Origin of the sequence: Streptomyces sp. yr375, from assembly GCF_900110755.1 — a bacterium.
Classification (GTDB): Bacteria; Actinomycetota; Actinomycetes; order Streptomycetales; family Streptomycetaceae; genus Streptomyces.
Genome location: NZ_FOFF01000017.1, coordinates 128,573 through 149,318, shown reverse-complemented (window position 1 = coordinate 149,318; position 20,746 = coordinate 128,573). Strand labels below are relative to the sequence as shown.

Annotated in this window: 17 protein-coding genes and 1 pseudogene; 4 read left to right on the top strand and 14 right to left on the bottom strand. The window is 71.0% G+C overall.

The genetic code is table 11. From position 1 onward, the window contains the following. From BMZ82_RS19105 to BMZ82_RS19070, 9 genes and pseudogenes are all read right to left on the bottom strand, one after another. Window positions 1-386 (bottom strand): SDR family NAD(P)-dependent oxidoreductase (locus BMZ82_RS19105; RefSeq protein ID WP_256251994.1); only part of this gene is annotated, 386 nt, incomplete at its 3' end. 4 nt (window positions 387-390) lie between these two features. Further along, window positions 391-1,146, bottom strand: a complete 756-nt coding sequence (locus tag BMZ82_RS19100; protein ID WP_093777338.1) for an enoyl-CoA hydratase/isomerase family protein — start codon at window positions 1,144-1,146, stop codon at window positions 391-393. Beyond that, a complete protein-coding gene (locus BMZ82_RS19095; protein WP_093777336.1) occupies window positions 1,143-2,807 on the bottom strand; it encodes an AMP-binding protein in 1,665 nt (554 codons plus the stop codon). Before BMZ82_RS19095 ends, BMZ82_RS19100 begins: the two co-directional genes overlap by 4 nt. Before the next feature lie 179 nt (window positions 2,808-2,986). After that, window positions 2,987-3,628, bottom strand: a complete 642-nt coding sequence (locus BMZ82_RS19090; protein ID WP_143098876.1) for a TetR/AcrR family transcriptional regulator — start codon at window positions 3,626-3,628, stop codon at window positions 2,987-2,989. Between the two features lie 33 nt (window positions 3,629-3,661). Next, the gene (locus BMZ82_RS19085) at window positions 3,662-5,305 is read right to left on the bottom strand and encodes an NHL repeat-containing protein (protein ID WP_093777332.1); all 1,644 of its coding nucleotides are present in this window, start codon (window positions 5,303-5,305) and stop codon (window positions 3,662-3,664) included. Beyond that, window positions 5,302-7,134: a flavin-containing monooxygenase gene (locus tag BMZ82_RS19080; protein WP_093777330.1), complete on the bottom strand. Its 1,833-nt coding sequence runs from the start codon at window positions 7,132-7,134 to the stop codon at window positions 5,302-5,304. Before BMZ82_RS19080 ends, BMZ82_RS19085 begins: the two co-directional genes overlap by 4 nt. A 48-nt stretch (window positions 7,135-7,182) precedes the next feature. Beyond that, window positions 7,183-8,997 carry a beta-glucuronidase gene (gene uidA / locus BMZ82_RS19075; RefSeq protein ID WP_093777328.1) on the bottom strand — a complete coding sequence of 605 codons (1,815 nt, stop codon included), beginning with the start codon at window positions 8,995-8,997 and terminating at the stop codon, window positions 7,183-7,185. Window positions 8,998-9,083: 86 nt separating this feature from the next. Beyond that, entirely contained in the window at window positions 9,084-9,344 is a 261-nt protein-coding gene (locus tag BMZ82_RS42705; protein ID WP_371271262.1) for a hypothetical protein, read from the bottom strand. After that, window positions 9,341-10,566, bottom strand: a pseudogene (locus BMZ82_RS19070) (glycoside hydrolase family 1 protein). The gene BMZ82_RS42705 and the pseudogene BMZ82_RS19070 overlap by 4 nt, the downstream one beginning before the upstream one ends. A 194-nt stretch (window positions 10,567-10,760) precedes the next feature. On the opposite strand from BMZ82_RS19070, the gene BMZ82_RS19065 reads away from it, so the two are divergent. Further along, window positions 10,761-11,159 carry a TetR family transcriptional regulator gene (locus BMZ82_RS19065; protein WP_177244555.1) on the top strand — a complete coding sequence of 133 codons (399 nt, stop codon included), beginning with the start codon at window positions 10,761-10,763 and terminating at the stop codon, window positions 11,157-11,159. A gap of 9 nt (window positions 11,160-11,168) precedes the next feature. Further along, entirely contained in the window at window positions 11,169-11,432 is a 264-nt protein-coding gene (locus tag BMZ82_RS40250; RefSeq protein WP_143098875.1) for a hypothetical protein, read from the top strand. 194 nt (window positions 11,433-11,626) lie between these two features. Here BMZ82_RS40250 and BMZ82_RS19055 read toward each other — a convergent pair whose 3' ends face one another. From BMZ82_RS19055 to BMZ82_RS19040, 4 genes are all read right to left on the bottom strand, one after another. Beyond that, complete coding sequence (locus BMZ82_RS19055) at window positions 11,627-12,574, bottom strand: carbohydrate ABC transporter permease (protein ID WP_093777324.1); 948 nt, start codon at window positions 12,572-12,574, stop codon at window positions 11,627-11,629. 11 nt (window positions 12,575-12,585) lie between these two features. Continuing rightward, window positions 12,586-13,485 (bottom strand): carbohydrate ABC transporter permease, encoded by a 900-nt coding sequence (locus BMZ82_RS19050; RefSeq protein ID WP_093777322.1) that lies wholly within the window; start codon window positions 13,483-13,485, stop codon window positions 12,586-12,588. Window positions 13,486-13,494: 9 nt separating this feature from the next. Continuing rightward, window positions 13,495-14,793: an ABC transporter substrate-binding protein gene (locus BMZ82_RS19045; RefSeq protein WP_256251992.1), complete on the bottom strand. Its 1,299-nt coding sequence runs from the start codon at window positions 14,791-14,793 to the stop codon at window positions 13,495-13,497. A 177-nt stretch (window positions 14,794-14,970) separates the two neighbouring features. After that, window positions 14,971-16,086 (bottom strand): enolase C-terminal domain-like protein, encoded by a 1,116-nt coding sequence (locus BMZ82_RS19040; RefSeq protein WP_093777318.1) that lies wholly within the window; start codon window positions 16,084-16,086, stop codon window positions 14,971-14,973. Window positions 16,087-16,242: 156 nt separating this feature from the next. Between BMZ82_RS19040 and BMZ82_RS19035 the strand changes: the two genes are divergently transcribed. Both BMZ82_RS19035 and BMZ82_RS19030 read left to right on the top strand, forming a co-directional pair. Continuing rightward, window positions 16,243-17,040, top strand: coding sequence for a FadR/GntR family transcriptional regulator (locus BMZ82_RS19035; protein ID WP_093777316.1), 798 nt, complete (start codon window positions 16,243-16,245; stop codon window positions 17,038-17,040). A 156-nt stretch (window positions 17,041-17,196) separates the two neighbouring features. Next, entirely contained in the window at window positions 17,197-19,179 is a 1,983-nt protein-coding gene (locus BMZ82_RS19030) for a right-handed parallel beta-helix repeat-containing protein (protein ID WP_256251991.1), read from the top strand. Window positions 19,180-19,202: 23 nt separating this feature from the next. Here the strand turns inward: BMZ82_RS19030 and BMZ82_RS19025 are convergent, their stop codons facing one another. Continuing rightward, complete coding sequence (locus BMZ82_RS19025; RefSeq protein ID WP_093777312.1) at window positions 19,203-20,744, bottom strand: tryptophan 7-halogenase; 1,542 nt, start codon at window positions 20,742-20,744, stop codon at window positions 19,203-19,205. Window positions 20,745-20,746: the final 2 nt, after the last annotated feature.

The window sequence follows — 20,746 nt, the reverse complement described above, 5'->3', positions numbered from 1 at the left end:
GGGAACACCGCCCGGCAGCAGTGGAACATGCCGCGCAGGCTGACGTCGACGACGGCGTCCCACTCGTCGTCGGTCATCCGCTCCAGCCGGTTGTCGCGGATCACCCCGGCGTTGTTCACCAGGACGTCCGCCCGGCCGAAGACGTCCACGGTGCCGGCCACCCACGCGTCGACCTGCTCGGCGTCGGCCACGTTCACCACCGACGTGCGGACGTCGACGTCGCCGCACGCCGCGGCCGTCTCCCGCACCGCGGCCTCGTTGACGTCGCACAACGCCAGGTGCGCGCCCTCCGCGGCGAACCGCAGGGCCATGGCGCGGCCCAGCCCCTGTCCGGCTCCGGTGATCGACACGACTCGGTCGGCGTATCGGTCTGCATGACGCTGCACGGGGTTACCTCACCGTCCGCTGGTCGAAGAAACGGATGAGTCGGGCGGCGATGTCCTGCTCGTGCCAGTGCTCGGCGAACACCTTGAGCTCCCGCGACAGGGCCTCCGGGACGGTCGGATCGGCCAGCAGGTGCTTCAACCGTGCCTGGCCGGGCGGCAGTCCGGTGAAGGACAGCGCCACGGCGGCGACCGTCGCCTCGAACTCCTCGGCGTCGGCGACGACTTGGACGAAGCCGCTGGGCACGAACTGCTCGGCGGGCAGCAGTTCACCGGTGAGCATCAGGCGCCGGGCCAGCGGATCGCCCACCTTGCGGGGCAGTCGCACGCTCGAACCGGCCCCGGGCAGCAGCCCGTTGCGGATGTGGCCGTCGCCGATGACCGTACCGGCCCGGGCCACCACCGCGTCACAGGCGAGCGCCAACTCCAGCCCGCCGGCGACGACATGGCCGTGCACGGCGGCGATGACGGGCTTCGGCGCGGTCTCCAGCCGGGTGAAGCACTCCGAGATCCGGGCGAGGAACGCCAGCGGGTCGCCGCCCGTGCGGGCCAGCTCCAGCAGGTGGCGCAGATCGGCTCCGGCGCAGAAGCTCGGCCCGTTCCCGGAGATCACCACGGCCTCGGTGTCCGGGTCGGCCAGCGCGGCGGCGACGGCGGCGTCCAAAGCCTGGATCAGCTCGGGGTTGATGGAGTTGCGGCTCTCGGGCCGGTTGAGCCGGAGCCGGCGGACGGCGCCGGTCTGCTCGGTGAGGACGGCGGTCACGCGGGGGCCCCCGGGTCGCTCTGGCGCCGGCGGCGCAGGACGAAGCGCTGGATCTTCCCGCTGGGCGTCTTCGGCAGTGCGTCGGTGAAGTGCACCGTGCGGGGATAGGCGTGGGCGGCGAACCGCTTCTTCACCAACTGCTGCAGTTCCACCGCCAGTTGGTCGGAGGCCTCGGCCGGGTCCTGGAGGACGACGAAGGCCTCCAGGACCTCGCCGCGGACCTCGTCGGGTGCGGCGACGACCGCGCACTCGACCACGGCGGGGTGGGTGACCAGGACGGACTCGACCTCGAACGGACCGATGCGGTAACCGGCCATGATGATCACGTCGTCGTCCCGCGACGAGAAGTGGAAGTAGCCCTCCTCGTCCACCTGACCGACATCGCCGGTGTAGTACCAGCGGCCGTCCGGGCTGAACTTCTCCGCGCTCTTCACCGGGTCGCCCTCGTACCCGTGGAACCAGGCCAGCGGGCTCGCGGTGAGGTCGGCGGCGATCCGGCCGACGGTGCCTGCGGGGGCGATCTCGTCGCGGTCCTCGTGCAGGACGTGCAGGCTCCACCCGGGCATCGGATGCCCCATGGACCCGGGCAGCACCGGCCGGCGCAGGGCCGGGAACTGGTGGTTGTTGACCAGCATGCCCGCCTCGGTCTGCCCGTAGTGGTCGTGCACCTGGAGGCCGAACGCCTGCTCGGCCCAGGCGTTGACCTCGGGGGTCAGCGGTTCGCCCGCGCTGGAGGCGCAGCGCAGCGCGAGGCCGCCGGGCACCGGGACGCCGGAGGCGCGCAGCGACCGGTAGACGGTGGGCGCGGCGGCGAAGTTGGTGACCTGGAGGTCGGCCATCACCTGCCAGGTCAGCTCGGCGGAGAACCCGGAGTGCAGCAGCACGCTGGGCACGCCCAGGCTCAGCGAGGCGATCACGCCGAAGTAGAGCCCGTAGGCCCAGCCGGGGTCGGCGGCGTTCCAGAACACGTCGTCCTCGCGCACGCCGCAGCCGAACTCGGCGTAGAGGCGGAAGCCGGCGATCGCCGCGGCGGGGACGACGACGCCCTTGGGGCGGCCCGTGGTGCCGGACGTGAAGATGTGCACCAGCGGCGCGTCCCCGCCCAGCGCGGCGGCGGGGTGCCCGGGCTCGTGCGCGGCCAGCAGTTCGGCGAAGCGGAGATCACCGGGTCGGCCGGCGCCGCCGCTGACGACGATCCGCCATGGCGCGTCGGCCGGAATGTCCTCGCCCGGTTCGAGCTTCGCCCGCTGCGACTCGTCGCAGATCACGACCTTGGCGTCGCTGGCCAGCAGGCGCAGGGCGATCGCCGGGGGCGCGAAGGCGGTGAACAGCGGCACCGTCACCGCGCCGAGCCGCCAGGTGGCGAGCAGCGCGACGAGGTAGTCGGCGCTCTTGCCCATCAGCGTCGCCACGCGGTCACCGGGTCCGACGCCGAGGTCGGCCAGGGCGGCCGCGAACCGCTCGGACTCCGTCCGCAGCCGGCCGTAGGTCAGCACGGTCGCCGACCGGTCCGGCTCGATGACGGTGTAGGCGACGGCGTCGGACGGGTGACCGTCGCACAGCAGGTGGGCGACGCTCGCGTGCGGGTCGCTGTAGAGGGTGACCAGCTCTTGGACCCGGTGGAGCGGGTCGGCGGCAGAGCGAGGATCGGAGCGGGCCATCGTTTGCCTCATTACGGAACGACGAAGGCGACACGGAACGACGAAGACGACCTTCGGTATGGGTACGATTTCGCGTACGTTAGTACTCGATGAAGTATTCATCAAGGGTGTGCGCGACAGCCGCCGTGGCGCAGGCGCGCACGGCGTGGTCGACGCGCTGTCGGTGGGGTTCCCGCCGGTCAGCGAGGCGTCTTGGAGACCGCCCCGAGGACGAGGTCGCTCAGCTCGATGAAGGCGTCCCCGGAGGACAGCCCCGTCGACGCGAGCAGCTCACGGCTGTGGATGCCGTCGATCAGCAGCCCCACGGCCTGGCTGACGAACTCGGCGTGCACCGCGCGGAAGTCGCCCGACTCCACGCCCGCGTGGATCATCCGGCGGACCCGGCTCGTCGCGGCGAGCGAGTTGACCGTGTAGATCTCCCTCGTCGTGTCGTTGTCGAGCATGTCGTCGTAGCAGGCGGCCGACATCCGGCGCATCTGGCGGCCCACCGCCGCCAGATACACGGCGATCTGCTGCGCCGGGTCCGCGACCGCGGCGACCTCCTGCTCCACCTGCTCCGCCGCGTCGTGGAAGAACCGCTTGAGGGCGGTCGCCACGAGGTGGTGACGGTTGGAGGAGAGCGCGTACAGCGTGGACTTCGAGCACTGAAGCCGCGTGGCGAGCATGTCGACGGTCAGCCCGGCGAACCCCTCCGCGAGGACCATCCCCTGGAGCTTTCCGAGCAACTCGTCCCGCCGGTCGTCGTCGAGACGCTTGCGTCCGGCACCGGCCGCGCGCCGCACGGCCCGTGCACCGGGCCGCACGGCCAAGTCGCTTCCCACCGGGGCCGAGTCCTTCGGGTACGGAATCATGCTTCATCGTACTGTGACCTCCTCGCTGTCGTGGCGACGGTCGGTGAGGCGCAGCACGCTCCCCTCTCCGTTCGCCGAGACGAGGAGCGAGTTGTCCGCGCCCACGGCCAGCCCGGCGAACTGGCGCGGCGGACCGGCGGGAGCGGCGACCGGCGCGGGGTCGGCGCGGGCTGTTCCCGGGGGCAGGCCGACGGCCAGGTCCTCGGCCTCGATCCGGCTCTCCCCGGTGGTCAGCGAGATCGCCCGCAGCCGCCGGTGCGCGACCTCGACGGTGAACAGCTCGTCGCCGCGCACGGCGAGGCCCTGCGGTGCGCCGAGTCCGTCCGCGACGGTCACCGCCGCGCCGTCCTCGATGCGGAGCACCGCTCCGAGCAGGTCGTCGCTGACGTAACAGGCCGCACGCTCGTCGAAGGCCACGTCCACGGGGTGGGCGAGTCCTTCGGCGAGCACCGTGAGGGCGTCCGCCTCGTCGATCCGTACGACCCGGCCCGCGCCGGACTCGGCGACGACGAGCGAGCCGTCCGGGGCGACGGCCACTCCGCCGGGCTCGCTCAGACCGGTGGCCCGTAAGCGGTTCGTGTCGCGGGTCGGGTCCTCGGTGCGCACCTCGCCGAGCTGCGAGGTCACATGCAGGAGCCCGGCGTCCGCCGTGACGCCGTGCACGAACGGCATCAGCCGGTGCGTCGCGCCGCCGGGCTCGTCCGTGGCGGAGCCGGTGAGGCGGGCCAGCCGGTAGTGGTCGGCCGCGTGCACCGTGCCGCCGAGGTCGACGCTGATCCCGTACGGGCCGTCGAGGCCGCGCGGCACGATCTCGCGGATCCGGCCGTCGGAGTGCATCTCGGTGACGCCGCCGCTGGCGAAGCTGGAGACGAACATCCGGTTCTCCGCGTCGAACGCCGCGTTGTCCAGCCCCGCGACGCCCGAGGCGACCACCGACCGGGCGCCGGTGGCGAGGTCGATGCGGGTCACGAGGCCGGCGATGCCCCGGGAGAGGACGACCAGGGTCCCGCCCCGGTCGAAACGCACCGCCACCGGATCGTGCACGTCCCGCGCGAACAGCTCGGGTGCGCCGCCGTCCGGGGGGATCCGCCAGACCTGGTTGTCCATCATGTGCGGGTAGTACAGATGACCGTCCGGCCCGAGCTGCATCGCGTTGCCCAGCGCCAGACCGTCGGTGAGGACGACCGGGTCGCCGCCGCCGGGGAACAGCTCCAGCAGCCGGCCGTTCACCGTCATCTCGTTGACGAAGAGCCGGTCCCCGACGCACGCGATGCCGTTGGGGGCCCGCAGCGCGTCGCGGACCAGGCCGTAGTCGCCGTCCGGGCCACGACGCCACACCCGGCCCGGCGTCAGGTCGGTGATGTACATCGAGCCGTCCGCGCCGAACGCGAGGTCGTCCGGCGCCTGTACCGGGCTGTCCAGCGGCACCACCACCTCGACGTCACCCGACGCCGGGTCGACGGCGCTGATCTGCCCGGCCAGGAACTGCGCCACGTACAGCCGTCCGTCGGGGCCGAACGCGACCCCGTTCGCGCCCCACAGCCGGTTGGGCGGGTTGAGCCTGCGCACGTCGAACCGCTCGCTCGTCGGCCGCCGCAGACCGGTGGCGTCGAACCGGGAGGGATGCGGCATCGCGTCCCGGGTCATCGGACGACGACCTCGTCCATGCCGCCCTCCGCGCGCCAGCGCCTGAGCAGTTCGTGGAACGCGACCGGCCCGTCGCCGAACGACTCGCTGCGCTCCCTGGGCATGCCCTCGTTGTTGTAGTAGCCGGGCGTGCACTCGGCCTGGAACTTGTGGAGGCTGGGGGCCTTCTTGTGGATCGTGGCGACCCAGGCGGCCTCCGCCTCGGCGCTCGGTTCGACGCGGCGGGCCCCGCGCTCGCGGGCCTCGGCGAGGACCGCCGCGACATGGCTCGCCTGCTCGTCCAGGATGTGGACGTAGTTCACGGACGCGGCGTTCTGCAGCGAGCCGAGCTGGAAGAGGTTGGGGAAGCCGTGGCTGTACAGGCCGTGCAGCGTCCTCGGCCCCTCCTTCCACCGCTCGGGGAAGGTCAGCCCGTCGCGGCCGTACACCGGAAGCTCGCCGGACAGGATCCCGGAGACGCCCACCTCGAAACCGGTGGCGAGGACGACGCAGTCGACCTCGTACTCCGTCCCGCCCACCACCAGCGCGTCGCCGGTGACGCGCTCCACGCCCCCGTGGTCGGCCGTGTCGACCAGGGTGACGTTCGGCCGGTTGAAGGTCTGCAGGTAGGTGTCGCTGAACGTGGGCCGCTTGCACATGTAGCGGTACCAGGGCTTGAGCGCCTCGGCCGTGACCGGGTCGTCGACCAGGTCGTCCACGCGGGCGCGCAGCTCGTTCATCTTCTGGAAGTCCGCCAGCTCGCCTAGGTGCTCCCGCTCCTCGGCCGGCAGATGGGCGTAGCTGTCCGTCGGGACGAGGTTCTGCAGCAGCCGGGCGGCGGCCGTCCAGCCGTCCCGCACCAGGTCCTGTTCCGCCCGGCCGCCGCTGACGAGCGTGAGGAAGTTGTCCCGGCGCCGCCGCTGCCAGCCGGGCGTCAGGGACTTCGCCCAGGCGGGGTCCGTAGGACGGTTGGCGCGCACGTCGACCGACGACGGGGTGCGCTGGAACACGTACAACTGCCGTGCGTCACGCCCGAGATGGGGCACGATCTGGATGGCGGTCGCGCCGGTGCCGATGACCGCCACGCGCTTGTCGGCGAGCTTGTGGAGGTTGCCGGTCGCGTCGCCGCCGGTGTAGGCGTAGTCCCAGCGGCTCGTGTGGAACATACGGCCCTTGAACGTCTCGATGCCGGGGATGCCGGGGAGTTTGGGCAGACTGAGCGCCCCGCTGGAGACCACCACATGGCGGGCCCGCATCCGGTCGCCCCGGTCGGTGGCCACGATCCACTCCGACTCGCCCTCGTCCCAGCGCAGTTCGGTCGCCCGGGTCTGGAAGCAGGCGTCGCGGTAGAGGTCGAAGTGCCGGCCGATGGCCATGGCGTGCTGCCGGATCTCCTCACCCGGCGCGTACCGCCAGGACGGCACGTGGCCGACCTCCTCCAGCAGCGGCATGTACACATACGACTCGATGTCGCACTGCACCCCCGGATAGCGGTTCCAGTACCAGGTGCCGCCGAAGTCCGCCGCCTGCTCGATCATCCGGATGTCCCGCACCCCGGCCTGCCGCAGCCGGGCCCCGGTGAGCAGACCGCCGAAGCCACCGCCGACGACCGCCACCTCCACCCGGTCGAACAGCGGCTCACGGGTTAACTGGGGCTCGGCGTGCGGGTCTTCGCCGTACCCGCCCGACTCGCCGGTGACGCGCCGGTACTGACGCCTGCCGTCGGGGCGGATCCGGCGGTCGCGCTCCGCCCGGTATCGGGCGCGCAGGGCGTCGGGATCGAAGCCGAGCCGGTTCGGCTCGGGTTCCCGGGTTGCGGCGGGGGCGGGCGGTTTGCGGGGGGTGACCATGGGGGGGCCTTTCTGCGGTCCGTCGGACGATGGGTGTGCGGACTCGGGCTACTCGGTCTTGAGGTACTCGCCGGTGGGCGACGGCTTGCGTCCGCCGAGCGGCAGCCACCGGCGGCGCAGCGCGTGGGCGGCGGCCTTGGGGTGGCGTTCGCGGGTGAAGACGCCCTTCTTGTTGCCGCCGACCCGGTGGATGCTGTTCGAGGTCTGGAAGTCGGCGAAGTTCCACACGTGTTCGCCGACGAGGGCGTCGATGCGGTCGAAGGCGCGGTGGTTCGCCTCCAGGTAAGCGAGTTGGTACTCCTCCGTCCAGGGGGCGTCCCACATGGAGTGCAGCCCCGGCAGCGTGTCCGCCCCGTACTCGCTCACCATGATCGGCTTGCCGAACGTTCCGGCCCAGCCGCGCAGATCGCCCTCCAAGTACCGTTCCGCGGTGGCCAGATCGCCCGTGGCGATGTACCAGCCGTAGTAGCGGTTGACGCAGAGCACGTCGAAGAGGTCGGCGATGAGGTCGTTCTCGTGCGTCGCGAACATCACCGCCGCGTATGTCACCGGACGGGTCGGGTCGAGTGTGCGGGTCAGTTCGACGAGCGGCTCGAAGTACTCCCGCGCGCCTCGCTCGTTGGACGACGGCTCGTTGGCGATGCACCACATCACGACGCTGGGATGGTTCTTGTCGCGGGCGATCAGCTCCCGGATCGCCTGGGCGTGCGCCGCGCGCGTGTCGTCGCCGAACGTCTCGTCGGAGAACGTGGCCCGGGGCGGGGTGCCCAACAGCCCTGCCTCCACGGCCAGGTTGAGGCCGACGGCGGCGGTCTCGTCGATGACGACGATGCCGTGCCGGTCGGCGAACTCCATGACCTCCTCGGCGTACGGATAGTGCGAGGTACGGAAGGAGTTGGCGCCGATCCACTCCATGAGCTGGAAGTCGTGCACGAGGTAGGCGTCGTCGTGACCCTTGCCGCGCACGGGGGTGTCCTCGTGCTTGCCGAAGCCGGTGAAGTAGAACGGCTCCCCGTTGATGAGGAATCGACTCCCGCGCACCTCGACCGTGCGCACCCCGAACTGCTCGGTGACGGTGTCCACGACCTCGCCGTCCCCGTCCAGGACGTCGACGACGAGGTCGTAGAGGTACGCCGCGCCCGGCCGCCACGGCGTCACGTCGTCGATCCGCAGCGTGCCGTTCGGCCCTTCCGCGGCGGCGACTTCGGTGCCGTGGGCGTCGAGCGCGCGCACCCGGACCGGAGCGGGCGCGTTCGTCTCGACCGAGTAGTCGACCGTCCCGGTCGCGCCGTCGAGGCCCGTGACGATGGTGATGTCGTCGACGTGGACCGCCGGCTTGCTGTACAGCCACACCGAGCGGGCGAGGCCCGCGTAGTTGTAGAAGTCGTGCAGGTACGTCTGCTTGCGTCGGCCGTCCTGCGTGACGGTGATCGAGCCGGGCGGCATCGTGACGCGGGTCAGTTCGTTGTTGACGCCGATGGTGAGCCGGAACTCCCCGCCGGGACGGACGTGTTCGGTGATGTCCGCCTCGAAGGGCGTGTAGCCGCCCACGTGTCGGGCGACCAGCACGTCGTCGACGTACACCGTCCCCTCGTGCGTGGCGGCGTCCACCCGCAGCAGGACCCGCTCGCCCGCCCAGCCGCGCGGCACCCGCACCGGACGCTGGTACCAGACCCGGCCGACGTGGTCGCGGATCGCGCTGTCGGTGAACAGGTCGTTGTAGCTGGCCGGTACGGGTGCCTCCAGCCGGGTGTCGAGCGGCCCGGTCCAGGGCTCGCAGGCGGAGTCCCGGGCGACGGCGAACCGCCAGATCCCGTCGAGATTCACCAGCTCGCGGGTGGCGGTGGAGCGGGGTTTGAGCATCGAGCGTTCTCCTACGCGGTGGTGTCGTGGGTGCCCGGCGAACGGACGGACCTGCCGGGGTCGCCGTCAGTCGGCCCGGGTGAGCGTCAGACGCCACTCCCACGCGTACGCGCGGCCCGTGAGCCGGTGGCGCGGGTGGGTGTCCGGTCCGAGGACCGCCGTGCCGAGGCCGCGGTGTGCGATGTCGAGGTGCACCACGGTGCGGTGGGCGACGGCAGCAGTTGGAAGTCCCACGTGCCGTCCAGCTCGATGTCGGGGGTGCGGCGCAGGGCGCGCATCGGCAGCCGGCCCACGGAGTGCAGCCCGGAGGCGTCCCAGGGGCCCGCCGCGTTCTCCGTGGCCGTCATGCCGGTCCCTCCAGTCCCTTGCCGCCGCTGCGCGCGACCTCTCCCAGCCAGCCGAGGCTCGGCTTCGGGTGCCGCTCGAACGTCTCCCGGTCCACGGCGATCAGCCCGAACGTCGGCTCCCAGTGGCCCCACTCGTAGTTGTCCAGGGCGGTCCAGTGGAGGTAGCCGCGCACGTCGACGCCGTCGTCGATCGCCGCGAACAGGTGGCGCAGGGCCTGCGAGGTGTACGCGATCCGCCGGGTGTCGTCGGCGGTGGCGATGCCGTTCTCGGTGACGAGGACCGGGGTGTGGCCGGTCGTCTCCCAGGCGTGCCGGACGGCGATGCCGAGGGCGTCGGGCCGGTACGCGTTGCCCGTCAGCGTGTTGTCGGGGCTGTCGGGGTGCGGCACGATGCCGTCGGCGTCGACCGCCTGACTGGAGTAGGACTGGACGCCGATGAAGTCGTCGCCGCGCGCCGCCTCGAGGTACAGGTCCTCACGGACGTAGCGAACCTCGCGCAGCTTCTCCTCGTTGCCCGGGGTCGGCGTCAGCGCCTGACAGGCCACCGTCCAGCCGGACTTGGCGTCGGTGCGCTCGCGCAAAACCTCACGGGCGGCCTGGTGCGCCTGCGCGAGGCGGCGGCCGATCACCGGGTCGGGGGAGGGCAGCACCGGGCGGGCGGCGCCCTCGACGGTGGGGCTCAGCCACTTCGCCGCCTCGTCGTCCTCGGACCGGGGCCGCTGCGCCTGGCCCATCATCGCCATCAGGGCGAGGATGTTCGGCTCGTTGATCGTGCACACCCACTCGACGCCGTCGAGGATGCGGGTGGCCGTCTCGACGTAGGAGCGGAAGCGGTCGATCGCCCGGTCCTCCAGCCAGCCGCCGTCCTCGGAGAACCAGCGCGGGTTGGTGAAGTGGTGCAGGGTGACGACCGGGGTGAGGCCGAGGTCCACGGCGGTGTCGATCATCCGCCGGTAGTGGGCGAGTTGGGCCGGCGATATGTGTCCCTCGGCGGGCTCGATAGGGCCCACTCGATCCCGAAGCGGTAGGAGTTCAGGCCCGCGTCGGCCAGCAGCCGCATGTCCTCGGGGTACCGGTGGTAGCTGTCGACCGCGTCACCGCTGCGCGCCATGCCGGGCATGTGCGGCTCGTTCGCCCACCAGTCGCTGTTGACGTTGTTGCCTTCGATCTGGTGCGGGGCGGTCGACGCCCCCCAGAGGAAGCCGGGAATCAGTTCAGTCACCGTCGAGATCCTTGCTGGAGACGGGAGAAGAGGCCGCGGCACGGTCGATGGAGACCGGCGGTGATGGTTCCACGCTAGCATGAAATTCGAATTGCGAGACTATTTTCATCCAGTAGTCGGGAGAGAGCGCATGAACGTCCCCTCAGTAGCGGCCTGTGGGGCTCGCGCGCGGGGTGATGTGGGAGAGTTCCGTTGTGGACGCAACCAGACGCAGGGCGGGCAGGCCGCGCGCGAACGGCTCGCCCACACCAGGGCTGAGCACCCGCGAGGAAGTCCTCGCCGTCGCCGCCCGCCTGTTCACGACCCACGGCTATACGGCGACCACCACGCGTGCTACCGCCGAGGGCGCGGGGCTGCGGCAGGCGTCCCTCTACAACCACTTCGGCTGCAAGGAAGAGGTTCTGGCGACGCTGCTCGCCCGCACCGTCCGCCCGGCCCTCGCGTTCGCCGAGCGGCTGCTGGCGGCCGACGCCGCCCAGGTCGCCGCCGAGGCCAGGATCTGGGCGCTGGCCCGCTACGACGTCCAGCAGTTGCTGTCCGACGAGTACAACCTCGGCGCCCTGTTCCTGCTGCCCGAGATCGCCGCCCCGTAGTTCGCCGAGGTGCGCGGGCAGCGCGACGCGCTGTGGGCCGGCTATCGCGCCCTGATCGAACAGACCGGCCGCCGCCGTGGCGACGAGGCCCTGGCCACCCGGCTGGCCTGCGGCCTGGTCGAAAGCGTCGTCCAGTCCCGGCCGTCGGCCGGTGAGCACGACACCGACCATGTCGCCACCGGCGTCGCCGACGCCATCCTGCGCACGCTCGGCTGCACCCCCGCCGAGGTCACCACCGGCCGCGAGGCCGCCGCACGACTGGCGGGTCCGTAGGACAGGGTCCGGCGCTGTTCGTGTGCTTCGGGGGCTCGTCGGCGGTCGCCGCGTAGACGTTGCCGACCGGCGACCAGGTCATGAACATGGCCATGACCAGGGCCGTCACGTCGGACGGGTCCCCGGACCCGTCACCGTGGAGACCACCGATCTGCTCGCGGGACGCACCGACCTGGACTGAGTCACGCGCACCGTCACTCCTTCGTCGCGCCCGCCAACATGCCGGAGACCAGGGCGCGTTGGGAGAAGAGGAAGACGACGAGGACGGGGACGACGGTGATCAGGGCGGCGAGGGCCAGTTCCGGGCGCATGATCTGGTTGCCGACGCCCGCGGAGGTGTTGAAGACCGACGACGAGGTGAGCAGGTTGCTCAGTCCCACCTGCGCCGGGTACTGCGAACTGTCGGGCAGCATCACGAACGGCAGGAAGAAGTTGTTCCAGTTGCCGACGAAGTTGAAGAAGCCGACCAGGGCGATGACCGGCTTGGCCAGCGGCATCGCGACGAGCCGGAAGACCTGCCACTCCGAGCAGCCGTCGATCCGCGCGGCGGCCAGCAGATCGGCCGGGATGTTGGAGGAGAAGTAGATGTAGGTGAGGTAGACCCCGAACGGGAAGAACGAGAAGGGCAGGATCACCGACCAGATCGTGCCGTCCAGGTGGACGGCGTTGATCCCCAGGTACAGCGGCAGCACGAGCGCGGCCGACGGCATCAGCATCACCAGCAGGGTGACGGTCAGCAGCAGCCGCCGGCCGATGAACTGGGTGAGCGCCAGACCGTATCCGGCGGGGATGCCGGTGACGAGGGTGATGACCAGCGCGCCGAAGGTGTACAGGGCGGAGTTCCTCAGCCAGTCGAGGATCACCCCGTCCTGGAAGCCGTACAGGTGGTGCCAGGTGTCGGCGAGCCCGCCCAGGGAGCCGAGGGCGAAGGGGGCGCCGCGCAGGATCTCGCCGTCGCTCTTGGCCGGGGCGAGCAGCAGCCAGATCACCGGCAGCACGAAGAACAGCAGGAAGAGACCCAGGACGATGATCCACGCGGCGCGGGCGGCCAGGCTCTTCGGACGGGTCCGCCGCCCCGGTGAGCCGGTCCGGGGCTCGGAGAAGGGCTGGGCGGAGCACTCGGCGGAGGAGGTGAGCGTCATGGCGCGGCCTTTCAGTCCCGGTCGAACAGCCCGGCACGGAAGACGACGAGTGCCGCGCAGCCGAGCCCGAGGAGGAGCAGGTCGACGGAGAGCGCCGCCGCGCCGTTGAAGTCGCCCGACTGGAAGGCGTACTGGTAGGAGAGCTGGTTGGGGGACCAACTGTCGGGGATCATGCCCCAGCTGGCGGTGGCGACCAGTTGGGGTTCGACGAACAGTTGGGTGCCCGCCGCGAAGGCGAGGATCAGCATGTACGCGATCCACTTGGTGAGCATCGGGATCTGGATGCGCAGCGCGATCTGCAGTGTGCTCGCGCCGTCGATCCGGGCCGCCTCCAGGATCTCGTCGGGGATGTTGTTGAGCGCCCCGTACATGATCACGATCCAGCCGCCGGCCCCGGTCCAGAAGGCGATGACGGTGAAGAGGACCGGGAGATGGGCGGGGGCGATGACCTGCGCGAAGCTGTGCCAGCCGAAGGCTTCCAGGAGCCAGCCGACCGGGCTGGAGGCCGGGTCGAGCAGGACGAGCCACAGCAGCACGCTCGCCACCCCCGCGAGCGCCCCCGGCAGATAGAAGAGGAACCGCAGGGCGGCGGAGGTCCGGCGCATCCGGCCGTGCAGCATCAACGCGAGCAGCACGACGAGGATCATCAGCGCGACCAGCCAGACCAGCAGATACAGCCCGATGTGCGCGAAGGCCGGACCGAAGCGGTAGTCGGCGAAGGTACGGGTGAAGTTGCCCAACCCGACATACTGGCCACGGGAGTTGGACAGGGCCAGCCACACCGCGTAGCCGGTGGGCAGGACCCCGAACGCGAGCAGCAGGACGACGTAACCGGAGACGAAGAGGTATCCGGCGCGGCCGAGCGGGTTGCGGGCGCTGCGCTTGGGCCGCGCAGCAGGGAGAGTGCTCATCGACTCACCTCACCGCTCGACCGTGTAGCCGAGGGACGTCGCCTTGTCGGAGATGGCGGTCTGCCAGTCGCCGAGGGTGTCGGTGAGCGACGTGCCCGAGTTGAGGGCGGGGACGACGGTGGAGGCGTAGATCGCCTCCTGGCTGTACTGGGTCGCCGACCAGCCCGGCCACACCCGCTCGGCGGCCTGCTGGAGGACGGGGCCGATGTCGCCGGCGAAGTAGCCGGTCGTGGCCTGGTTGGCGAGCCAGGCGGTGGCGGCCGTCTTGTAGGCGGGGTAGGTGCCGGCGGTGGCCTGGTAGTCGTTGGAGGTGGTCATCCAGGTCACCAGGTCGGCAGCCGCCTTGAGGTTCTGGCTGTGCGAGGAGACGAACCACAGGCCGCCGCCGACGTTGCCGGTGTAGTTCGTGGTGTCGCCGGCGAACTTCAGGGGAGCGGCCGCCGCCATCCGGCCCTTGGGCGTCTTGAACGTCGAGTTGAACAGCACCTGGCCGTACCAGGACGGGCCCGGCAGCATCAGGACCTTGCTCGCCCGGTTCTTCACGAAGCCCGCGCTGAAGACGGTGTCCTTGGAGACCGACCCCTTGGCGATCAGACCGTCGAGCAGCTTGGCCATCCGCGTGCACTTGGGGTCTTCGAGGTTCACCGTGACCTTCTTGCCGCCGGTGACCGTGCTCGCGGGACACTGGCTCGCCCAGAAGTACACCTCGGGGGCGTAGGAGTCACCGGCGGTGCCGACGAGATAGCCCGGGTGCTCCTTCGCGACCTTCTCGCCGAGGGCCTGGTACTCCTCCCAGGTGGTCGGGACGGCGTACCCGAAGGAGTCCATCAGCTTCTTGTCGTACCACAGGACGTTCTGGGCCAGGTCGTTGCGCACGCAGTACGTGGCGCCGTTGAAGACGCACGGGTCCAGGGCGCCGTCGGCGAAGCCGTCGAGGGTGGTCTTCGGGATGATGTCCTGGCTGACGGGGGCGGCGTACGGGGTCCTGCCCTGGGAGGCCCAGGTGCCGTCGTTGACGTTCGCGGTGAACGCGACGTCGGGCCAGCCGCTGCCGGTGCGGTCGAAGAGCTGCACCTTGGTCTGGAGGTCGTTGGCCCCGTTGGCGTCGCCGCTGTACGTGACGATCTTCAGCTTCACGTCCGGGTGCGCCTTCTGGTAGGCCTGCACGCCCGGTACGCGGGTGGCGTCCGCCCAGACCGTGATCTCGCTGCCCGCCTTCTGGGGCGCGGGCGAGAACTTTCCGGCGGGCCCGCTCGCCACGGGAGTGGGATCCGCGCTGGCGCACCCGGCCAGCGAGAGCAGGCTCATGACACCGAGAGCGGCGACGGCGCCTGTGACACGTGGCCGGGAGCGGTGAGGAGAGGGGTACCGAACACCGTTGTTCATGGCTGACCTCGTTTGCGCTGGACGCGGGATGACCGTGCGGGATGCGGGATGCGGGATGCGGGATGCGGGACGAAGGACGTGGGTGGGCGGGGGCGGTGGTCATGCCTTGGGCGGGGTGACCGTCTCCGCGTCGACGAAAGGCCGCAGGACGGCCGGGTAGTCGAGGCCGGCGGGCAGGGCGACGCCGGGCCCGGTGGGCGCGTGGACGATGCCGTCGGCGTCGATGCCGCTCTCCCTGGTGATGGGGTTCCCCATCACCAGGGACTCGTAGTACGTGGTGTTGGAGATGGCCATGCACAGGTGCCGGTTGGGGATCTCGGGCCCGTGCACCTCGGCGCGCAGCCGGAAGGCGTCGGCGAGGTGGGCGGTGCGCATCGCGCCGGTGAAGCCGCCCCGCAGTTGGGTGGAGGCGCGGACCCCGAAGGTGGCGGCCCCCGACTGGATGAAGTCGGCGGAGTTCATGTGCGCCCCGTCGGAGGTCTCGGCGACCAGCAGCGGCACCCGCACCGCGTCCGCGAGGCGGCGGTAGGCGGTGACGCTGAACTCGCGCATCGGCTCCTCGTACCAGAGGTAACCGGCGTCGGACAGGGCGTGGCCGAGATGGACGGCGTCGGGCAGATCGAAGCCCGCGGAGCCGTCGAACATCAGCGGGACGTCGTCGCCGACGTGCTCGCGCAGCGCCACCGACAGTTTCGCGTCCCGTCGCGCGTCGCCCCAGGCGTGCAGCTTGATGGCCGGGTAGCCGAGCTCCAGCGCCTGGTCGGCGATGTCCAGATACTCGGCGACGCAGGAGTAGGTGACCGTGGAGGCGTATGCCGGGATGTAGGTGCGGTAGCCGCCCAGCACCTCCCAGGTGGGTCGGCCGGTGAGTCGTCCCGCCAGGTCCCAGAGCGCCGTGTCGACGAGGCCGAGCAGGTACAGCGGCAGTTCCTCGGTGCGGTCCAGTTCCCACATCCGGTGCCAGAGCCATTCGCGCCGCAGCGGATCCTGACCCACCAACTCCTCGCGCAGCACCCGGTCCAGCAGGTCCGCCAGCAGCACGGCGGACCCGCGCCGCGGGCTCATCGCCACCCCGTCGACCCCGTCGTCGGTGCGGATGTGCAGGACGGCCGCCTCGCCCTCCGGCGGGCTGCCCCGAAGTCCGTCCCGCCAGACGAACGGCGGGTCGGCGGCGGGCACCCGGACCGGATGGCTCACGACATCGGTGATGCGCACGGTGTCCCACCTCACAGAGAAGCCGAAAATCCCCGGTAACATAATTCGTCATATGAATGTCGTCAAGGCATCCGCAGTGCCGACGGTTAGAATGCGGGCCCCGCGTCGGGAGCGGCGGGTATCGGGCGCGGGTGTGCGGGAGCGGAGGGCGGTCGCATGACGGAGACGGGTACGGGCGCGGATGCGGGCACGGGTACGGGTGTGGACGGCGGCGCCGGTCCGCCCCCGTTGCAGCCCTGGCTCAGGCGGCCCGCCCGGCTGGCGTACGCCGTCGTGGAGGCGCTCGCCGACCGGATCGTGGCCGGTCACCTCCCGCCCGGCTCGGCGCTGCCCATCGAGCCCGAGCTGTGCGAGACCTTCGCCGTCAGCCGCACCACCGTCCGGGAGGCGGTCAAGGCGCTGGAGGCCAAAGGGCTGGTCCGCGCCCGGCAGGGGTCCGGAACGACGGTCACCCCGCCGGAGGACTGGAACCTCCTTGACCCCGTCGTGCTGGCCGCCACCTTCCGGCACGACGACCAGCTCGTGGTGCTCGACCAGCTCGTCGGCGTGCGGTCGGCGCTGGAGTCCCAGATGGCCGCCCAGGCGGCGGTCCTGGCGACGGAGGACGATCTCCGGGGCATCGAGGAACTGCTCGTGCGGCTGGACGCGGAGACCACGGCCCCGCAGCGCTTCATAGAGACGGATCTCGTCTTCCACGGCCGGATCATGGAGGCGTCCCGCAACCGGCTCGCGAGCTCCATCGTCCGCAGCGTCCACACCCAGGCCCGCACCACCGCGCTGTACAGCGGCGCACCCGACACCCGCGCCTGCGAACTGGCCAACGCGGAGCACCGGGAGCTGCTGGACCGGCTGCTCGCCCGGGACGCCCAGGGGGCCGCGCAGGCCATGACGTCGCACATCGAGGACGCCTGGCAGCGCCGCCGCTCACCGGCCGGCCGCCGCCCGACGACGTAGTCGGCGGGAGCGACGAGACCGACGGGACCAGTGAAGTTACTGTGCGGTAGCTCTTGCAGCAATTCGTATGACGACTAATGTAACCGCCGTTTGGTTTCGGCCACTGGAAGGTGCCACGTGCGGTTCACACGTTCATTCCCCTCACCGTTGGACCGGGTGAGCAGGGCCTGTCTGACGGCGGTCGCGGCTCTCGCCACGGTGACCGCGACCGCGCTGGGCGCGGCGACGCCCGCCTTCGCGACGCCCTTCGCGACGCAAGCGACGACCCTGCACGTTTCGCCCGGCGGCCACGGCTCCGCCTGCTCGGCGGCCCACCCCTGCTCGCTCGGGCAGGCCAAGGCGAAGGTGCGCACCCTCAACGCGCACCTGCGGGCCGACATCGTCGTCGAACTCGCGGGCGGTACGTACCGGCTCTCCTCCCCGCTGACCTTCACCCGGGCCGACTCCGGCAGCAACGGGCACACCGTCACGTGGAAGGCCGCGCCGGGTGCCCGCCCCGTCATATCGGGGGCCCGGAAGGCCACCGGCTGGACCCGCCAGGACGCCGCGAAGAACATCTGGAAGGCCGACGTCGGGCGCGGCTTCGACATCCGGCAGTTGTACGTCGACGGCGTCCAGGCCACTCGCGCCCGCACCGAACTCAACCGCGCCGACCTGACCGCCGACGCAGGCGGCTACACCTTCACCACCAGTGCGCTGAACTACCTGAACACGCTGGCCGATCCGGGCCGTACCGAGATCGACGCCCTCGGCTCCTTCACCAACCGGTACTCGCCGGTGGCGGGCATCCACGACGGCGTCATGACCATGGAGCAGCCGGCCTGGAACAACAACACCTTCGGCTACGACACCATCGGCAACCCCTTCCGCAAGGGCCCGCTGTACATCGAGAACGCCTACGAATTCCTCGACACGGCGGGGGAGTGGTACCTGAACACCCGCACCGGGACCCTGTACTACAAGCCGCTGCCCGGCCAGCACATGTCGACCGCCGACGTGGAGCTGCCGAGGCTGGAGTCGCTGCTGTCCGTCGGCGGCACCTACGGTGCCCCGGCGACCCATCTCGCCTTCTCCGGGCTGGAGTTCTCGCACACGAGCTGGCTCCAGCCGTCCACCGGCCAGGGGTACGCCGACCAGCAGACCGGCGCGTTCGTCGCCGGTGACTGGGCGCGTCCGGCGGACGCGCTGGACTCCTGCCAGTACGGCTGCAAGCTCTTCGAGGCGACCCGTCCGCACTGGCACCAGATGCCGGCCGCCGTCCAGGTGTCGGCCGCCTCCCACATCAGCTTCACCGGCAACCGGTTCACCCAACTCGGCCAGGTCGCCCTCGGTATCGGCAACGACGCCAACGCGCACGCCACGGGAGTCGGACTCGGGGCCGACACCATCGACGTGAGCGGCAACGTCTTCGCCCAGGGCGCGGGCGGCGGGGTCGTGGTCGGCGGGGTGCAGGCCGACGCCCACCACCCGGCCGACAGCCGCATGACCAACCGGAACATCACCATCAGCGACAACGTGATGCACGATCTCGCGCTCGACTACCGCGACATGACGGCCGTGCTGGTCACCTACGCCACCGACACCACCGTCTCCCACAACGACATCCACGACATGCCCTACACCGGCATCGCGATCGGCTACGGCTGGGGCACCAACGACCCCGGCGGCAGCCAGGACTACGTCAACCGCGGGCTGTACGACTTCCAGCCCCGCTACACCACCCCCACCACCCTGAAGAACCTCAGGGTCACGGGCAACCGCCTGCACGACGTGATGCGGACGATGGACGACGGAGCCTGCATCTACACCCTCTCCGCCGCGCCGGGCACCGGCATCGACCGCAACTACTGCGCCGACAACAACGGCCACTACGGCATCTACCACGACGAAGGATCACGCGACTACACCGACCACAACAACGTCTTCAGCGCCACCGGCGACTGGGACCACGAGAACTCCAACGCCACCAACAACACGGGCGCGCTCACGGTGACGGACAACTGGACGAGCAACGCGTCCATCAGCCTGCGTGACGGAGAGCGCGGCAACACGGTGACCGGCACGGTCGTCGTCAGCGACGGCGACTGGCCCAGCGCCGCTGAGCGGGTCATGCGGGACGCAGGAGTACGCCACAGGTGAACTGCCCGTAATCCAAGCCGACTTCACGGCGCGGCGGCCCAGGACAGGCCGTCCGCCGTGACCGTGAGGGCGTCGGGCGCGGACGGGCCCGAGTCGTCGAGCGGGCCGCCGTACAGGGCCTGGTCCCGGAGGTCGTTGCCGGTGCGGAAGGTCTCGGCGACGATCCGGGCCGACAGCAGCGGGTTCACGCGGTCCTCGCCGGTCGCCAACCGGCCCACCGCGCCGTCCAGTTCGGCCGCCGCCGCACTCCAGTGGGCGCCGAGCCCGCCGGGTGAGATGACCGACGCGTCGCCGGACGCCACACCACCGGCCAACTCGGCGAAGGCGGCGGCCTCGTCGAGGTCCACCCGGGTGACCTTCTTCGCCGACCAGAAGTACGACTCCTCGTTGCGCTCCATGTCGTAGAAGGCGATGAGGAACTCGTAGAACACCCCGTACTCGCGGCGGTAGCGCGCCTCGAACTCGGCGAAGCCGCGCTCCTCGGGGATACTGCCGTCCAGGGCGGAGTTCACCGCGCGGGCCGCCAACAGGGCGCCGTACGTGGCCAGATGGACGCCCGAGGAGAGCACCGGGTCCACGAAGCACGCGGCGTCGCCGACCAGCGCCATGCCCGGGGTCCACAGCGACTGCTTCCAGTACGAGTAGTCCTTGCGGACGCGGACCTGGTCGTACGGCGGCTCGGTCGCGACCGGTACGCCGGTCAGCAGCCGGTCGACGTCCGGGCACGCCTTGATCATGTCCTGCCAGGCGGCGCGCGGGTCGTGTTGGACGGCCGCGAAGTGCTCGGGCGCGATGACCGCGCCGACGCTGGTCAGATCGTCGCGCAGCGGGATGTACCAGAGCCAGCCGGCGTCGAACGCGGCGCAGAAGATGTTGCCGCTGTTCGGTTCGGGGAGCCGGCTGCCGCCCGCGTAGTAGCCGAACACGGCGAGGTTGCGGAAGAAGTCCGAGTACACGCGCGCCCCGCCGACCCGCCCGTGGATCCGGCTGGTGTTGCCGGACGCGTCGATGACGAACCGGGCGTGCGCCGTACGGGTGTTCCCGTCCGGGTCGGTGTACTCGACCCCGCGCACCCGCCCGCCCCGCCCGTCCCGCTCGCCTTCGTCGGCCAGCACCCGGCGTACCGAACTGCCCTCGCGGACCTCGACGCCGACGCGTTCGGCGTTGCGCAGCAGGATCTCGTCGAACCGGGAGCGCTCCACCTGGAAGGCGGTCGCGGTCGGCTCGGGCAGCCGGGGCGTCATGGCGAAGGAGAACTGCCAGGGCTCCGGGTCGCGGCCCCAGCGCAGTGTCCCGCCGCGCTTGAGGGTGAAGCCCGCCCGCGCGACCTCGTCGGCGACGCCGAGCAGGCGGCACAGGCCGTGGACGGTGGCGGGCAGCAGCGACTCGCCGATCTGGTACCTGGGGAAGGTCTCCCGCTCCAGCAGGAGCACCCGGTGCCCGCGCAGGGCCACGGCCGTCGCGGCGGTCGAGCCGGCCGGCCCACCGCCCACGACGACGAGGTCGTAGTCCGGGGAGTTCGAGGAGCGTGAGGGGTCCGAGGGGTGTGAGGGGTCCGAGGTCATCC

Bases quoted from the DNA above. Each gene is read 5' to 3' on its own strand.
- BMZ82_RS19045 (WP_256251992.1), bottom strand. From the start codon at position 14,793: ATGAGCCTGCTCTCGCTGGCCGGGTGCGCCAGCGCGGATCCCACTCCC.
- BMZ82_RS19035 (WP_093777316.1), top strand. From the start codon at position 16,243: ATGACGGAGACGGGTACGGGCGCGGATGCGGGCACGGGTACGGGTGTG.
- BMZ82_RS19050 (WP_093777322.1), bottom strand. From the start codon at position 13,485: ATGAGCACTCTCCCTGCTGCGCGGCCCAAGCGCAGCGCCCGCAACCCG.
- BMZ82_RS19080 (WP_093777330.1), bottom strand. From the start codon at position 7,134: ATGGTCACCCCCCGCAAACCGCCCGCCCCCGCCGCAACCCGGGAACCC.
- BMZ82_RS42705 (WP_371271262.1), bottom strand. From the start codon at position 9,344: ATGACGGCCACGGAGAACGCGGCGGGCCCCTGGGACGCCTCCGGGCTG.
- BMZ82_RS19025 (WP_093777312.1), bottom strand. From the start codon at position 20,744: ATGACCTCGGACCCCTCACACCCCTCGGACCCCTCACGCTCCTCGAAC.
- uidA (WP_093777328.1), bottom strand. From the start codon at position 8,997: ATGCTCAAACCCCGCTCCACCGCCACCCGCGAGCTGGTGAATCTCGAC.
- BMZ82_RS19095 (WP_093777336.1), bottom strand. From the start codon at position 2,807: ATGGCCCGCTCCGATCCTCGCTCTGCCGCCGACCCGCTCCACCGGGTC.
- BMZ82_RS19055 (WP_093777324.1), bottom strand. From the start codon at position 12,574: ATGACGCTCACCTCCTCCGCCGAGTGCTCCGCCCAGCCCTTCTCCGAG.
- BMZ82_RS19085 (WP_093777332.1), bottom strand. From the start codon at position 5,305: ATGACCCGGGACGCGATGCCGCATCCCTCCCGGTTCGACGCCACCGGT.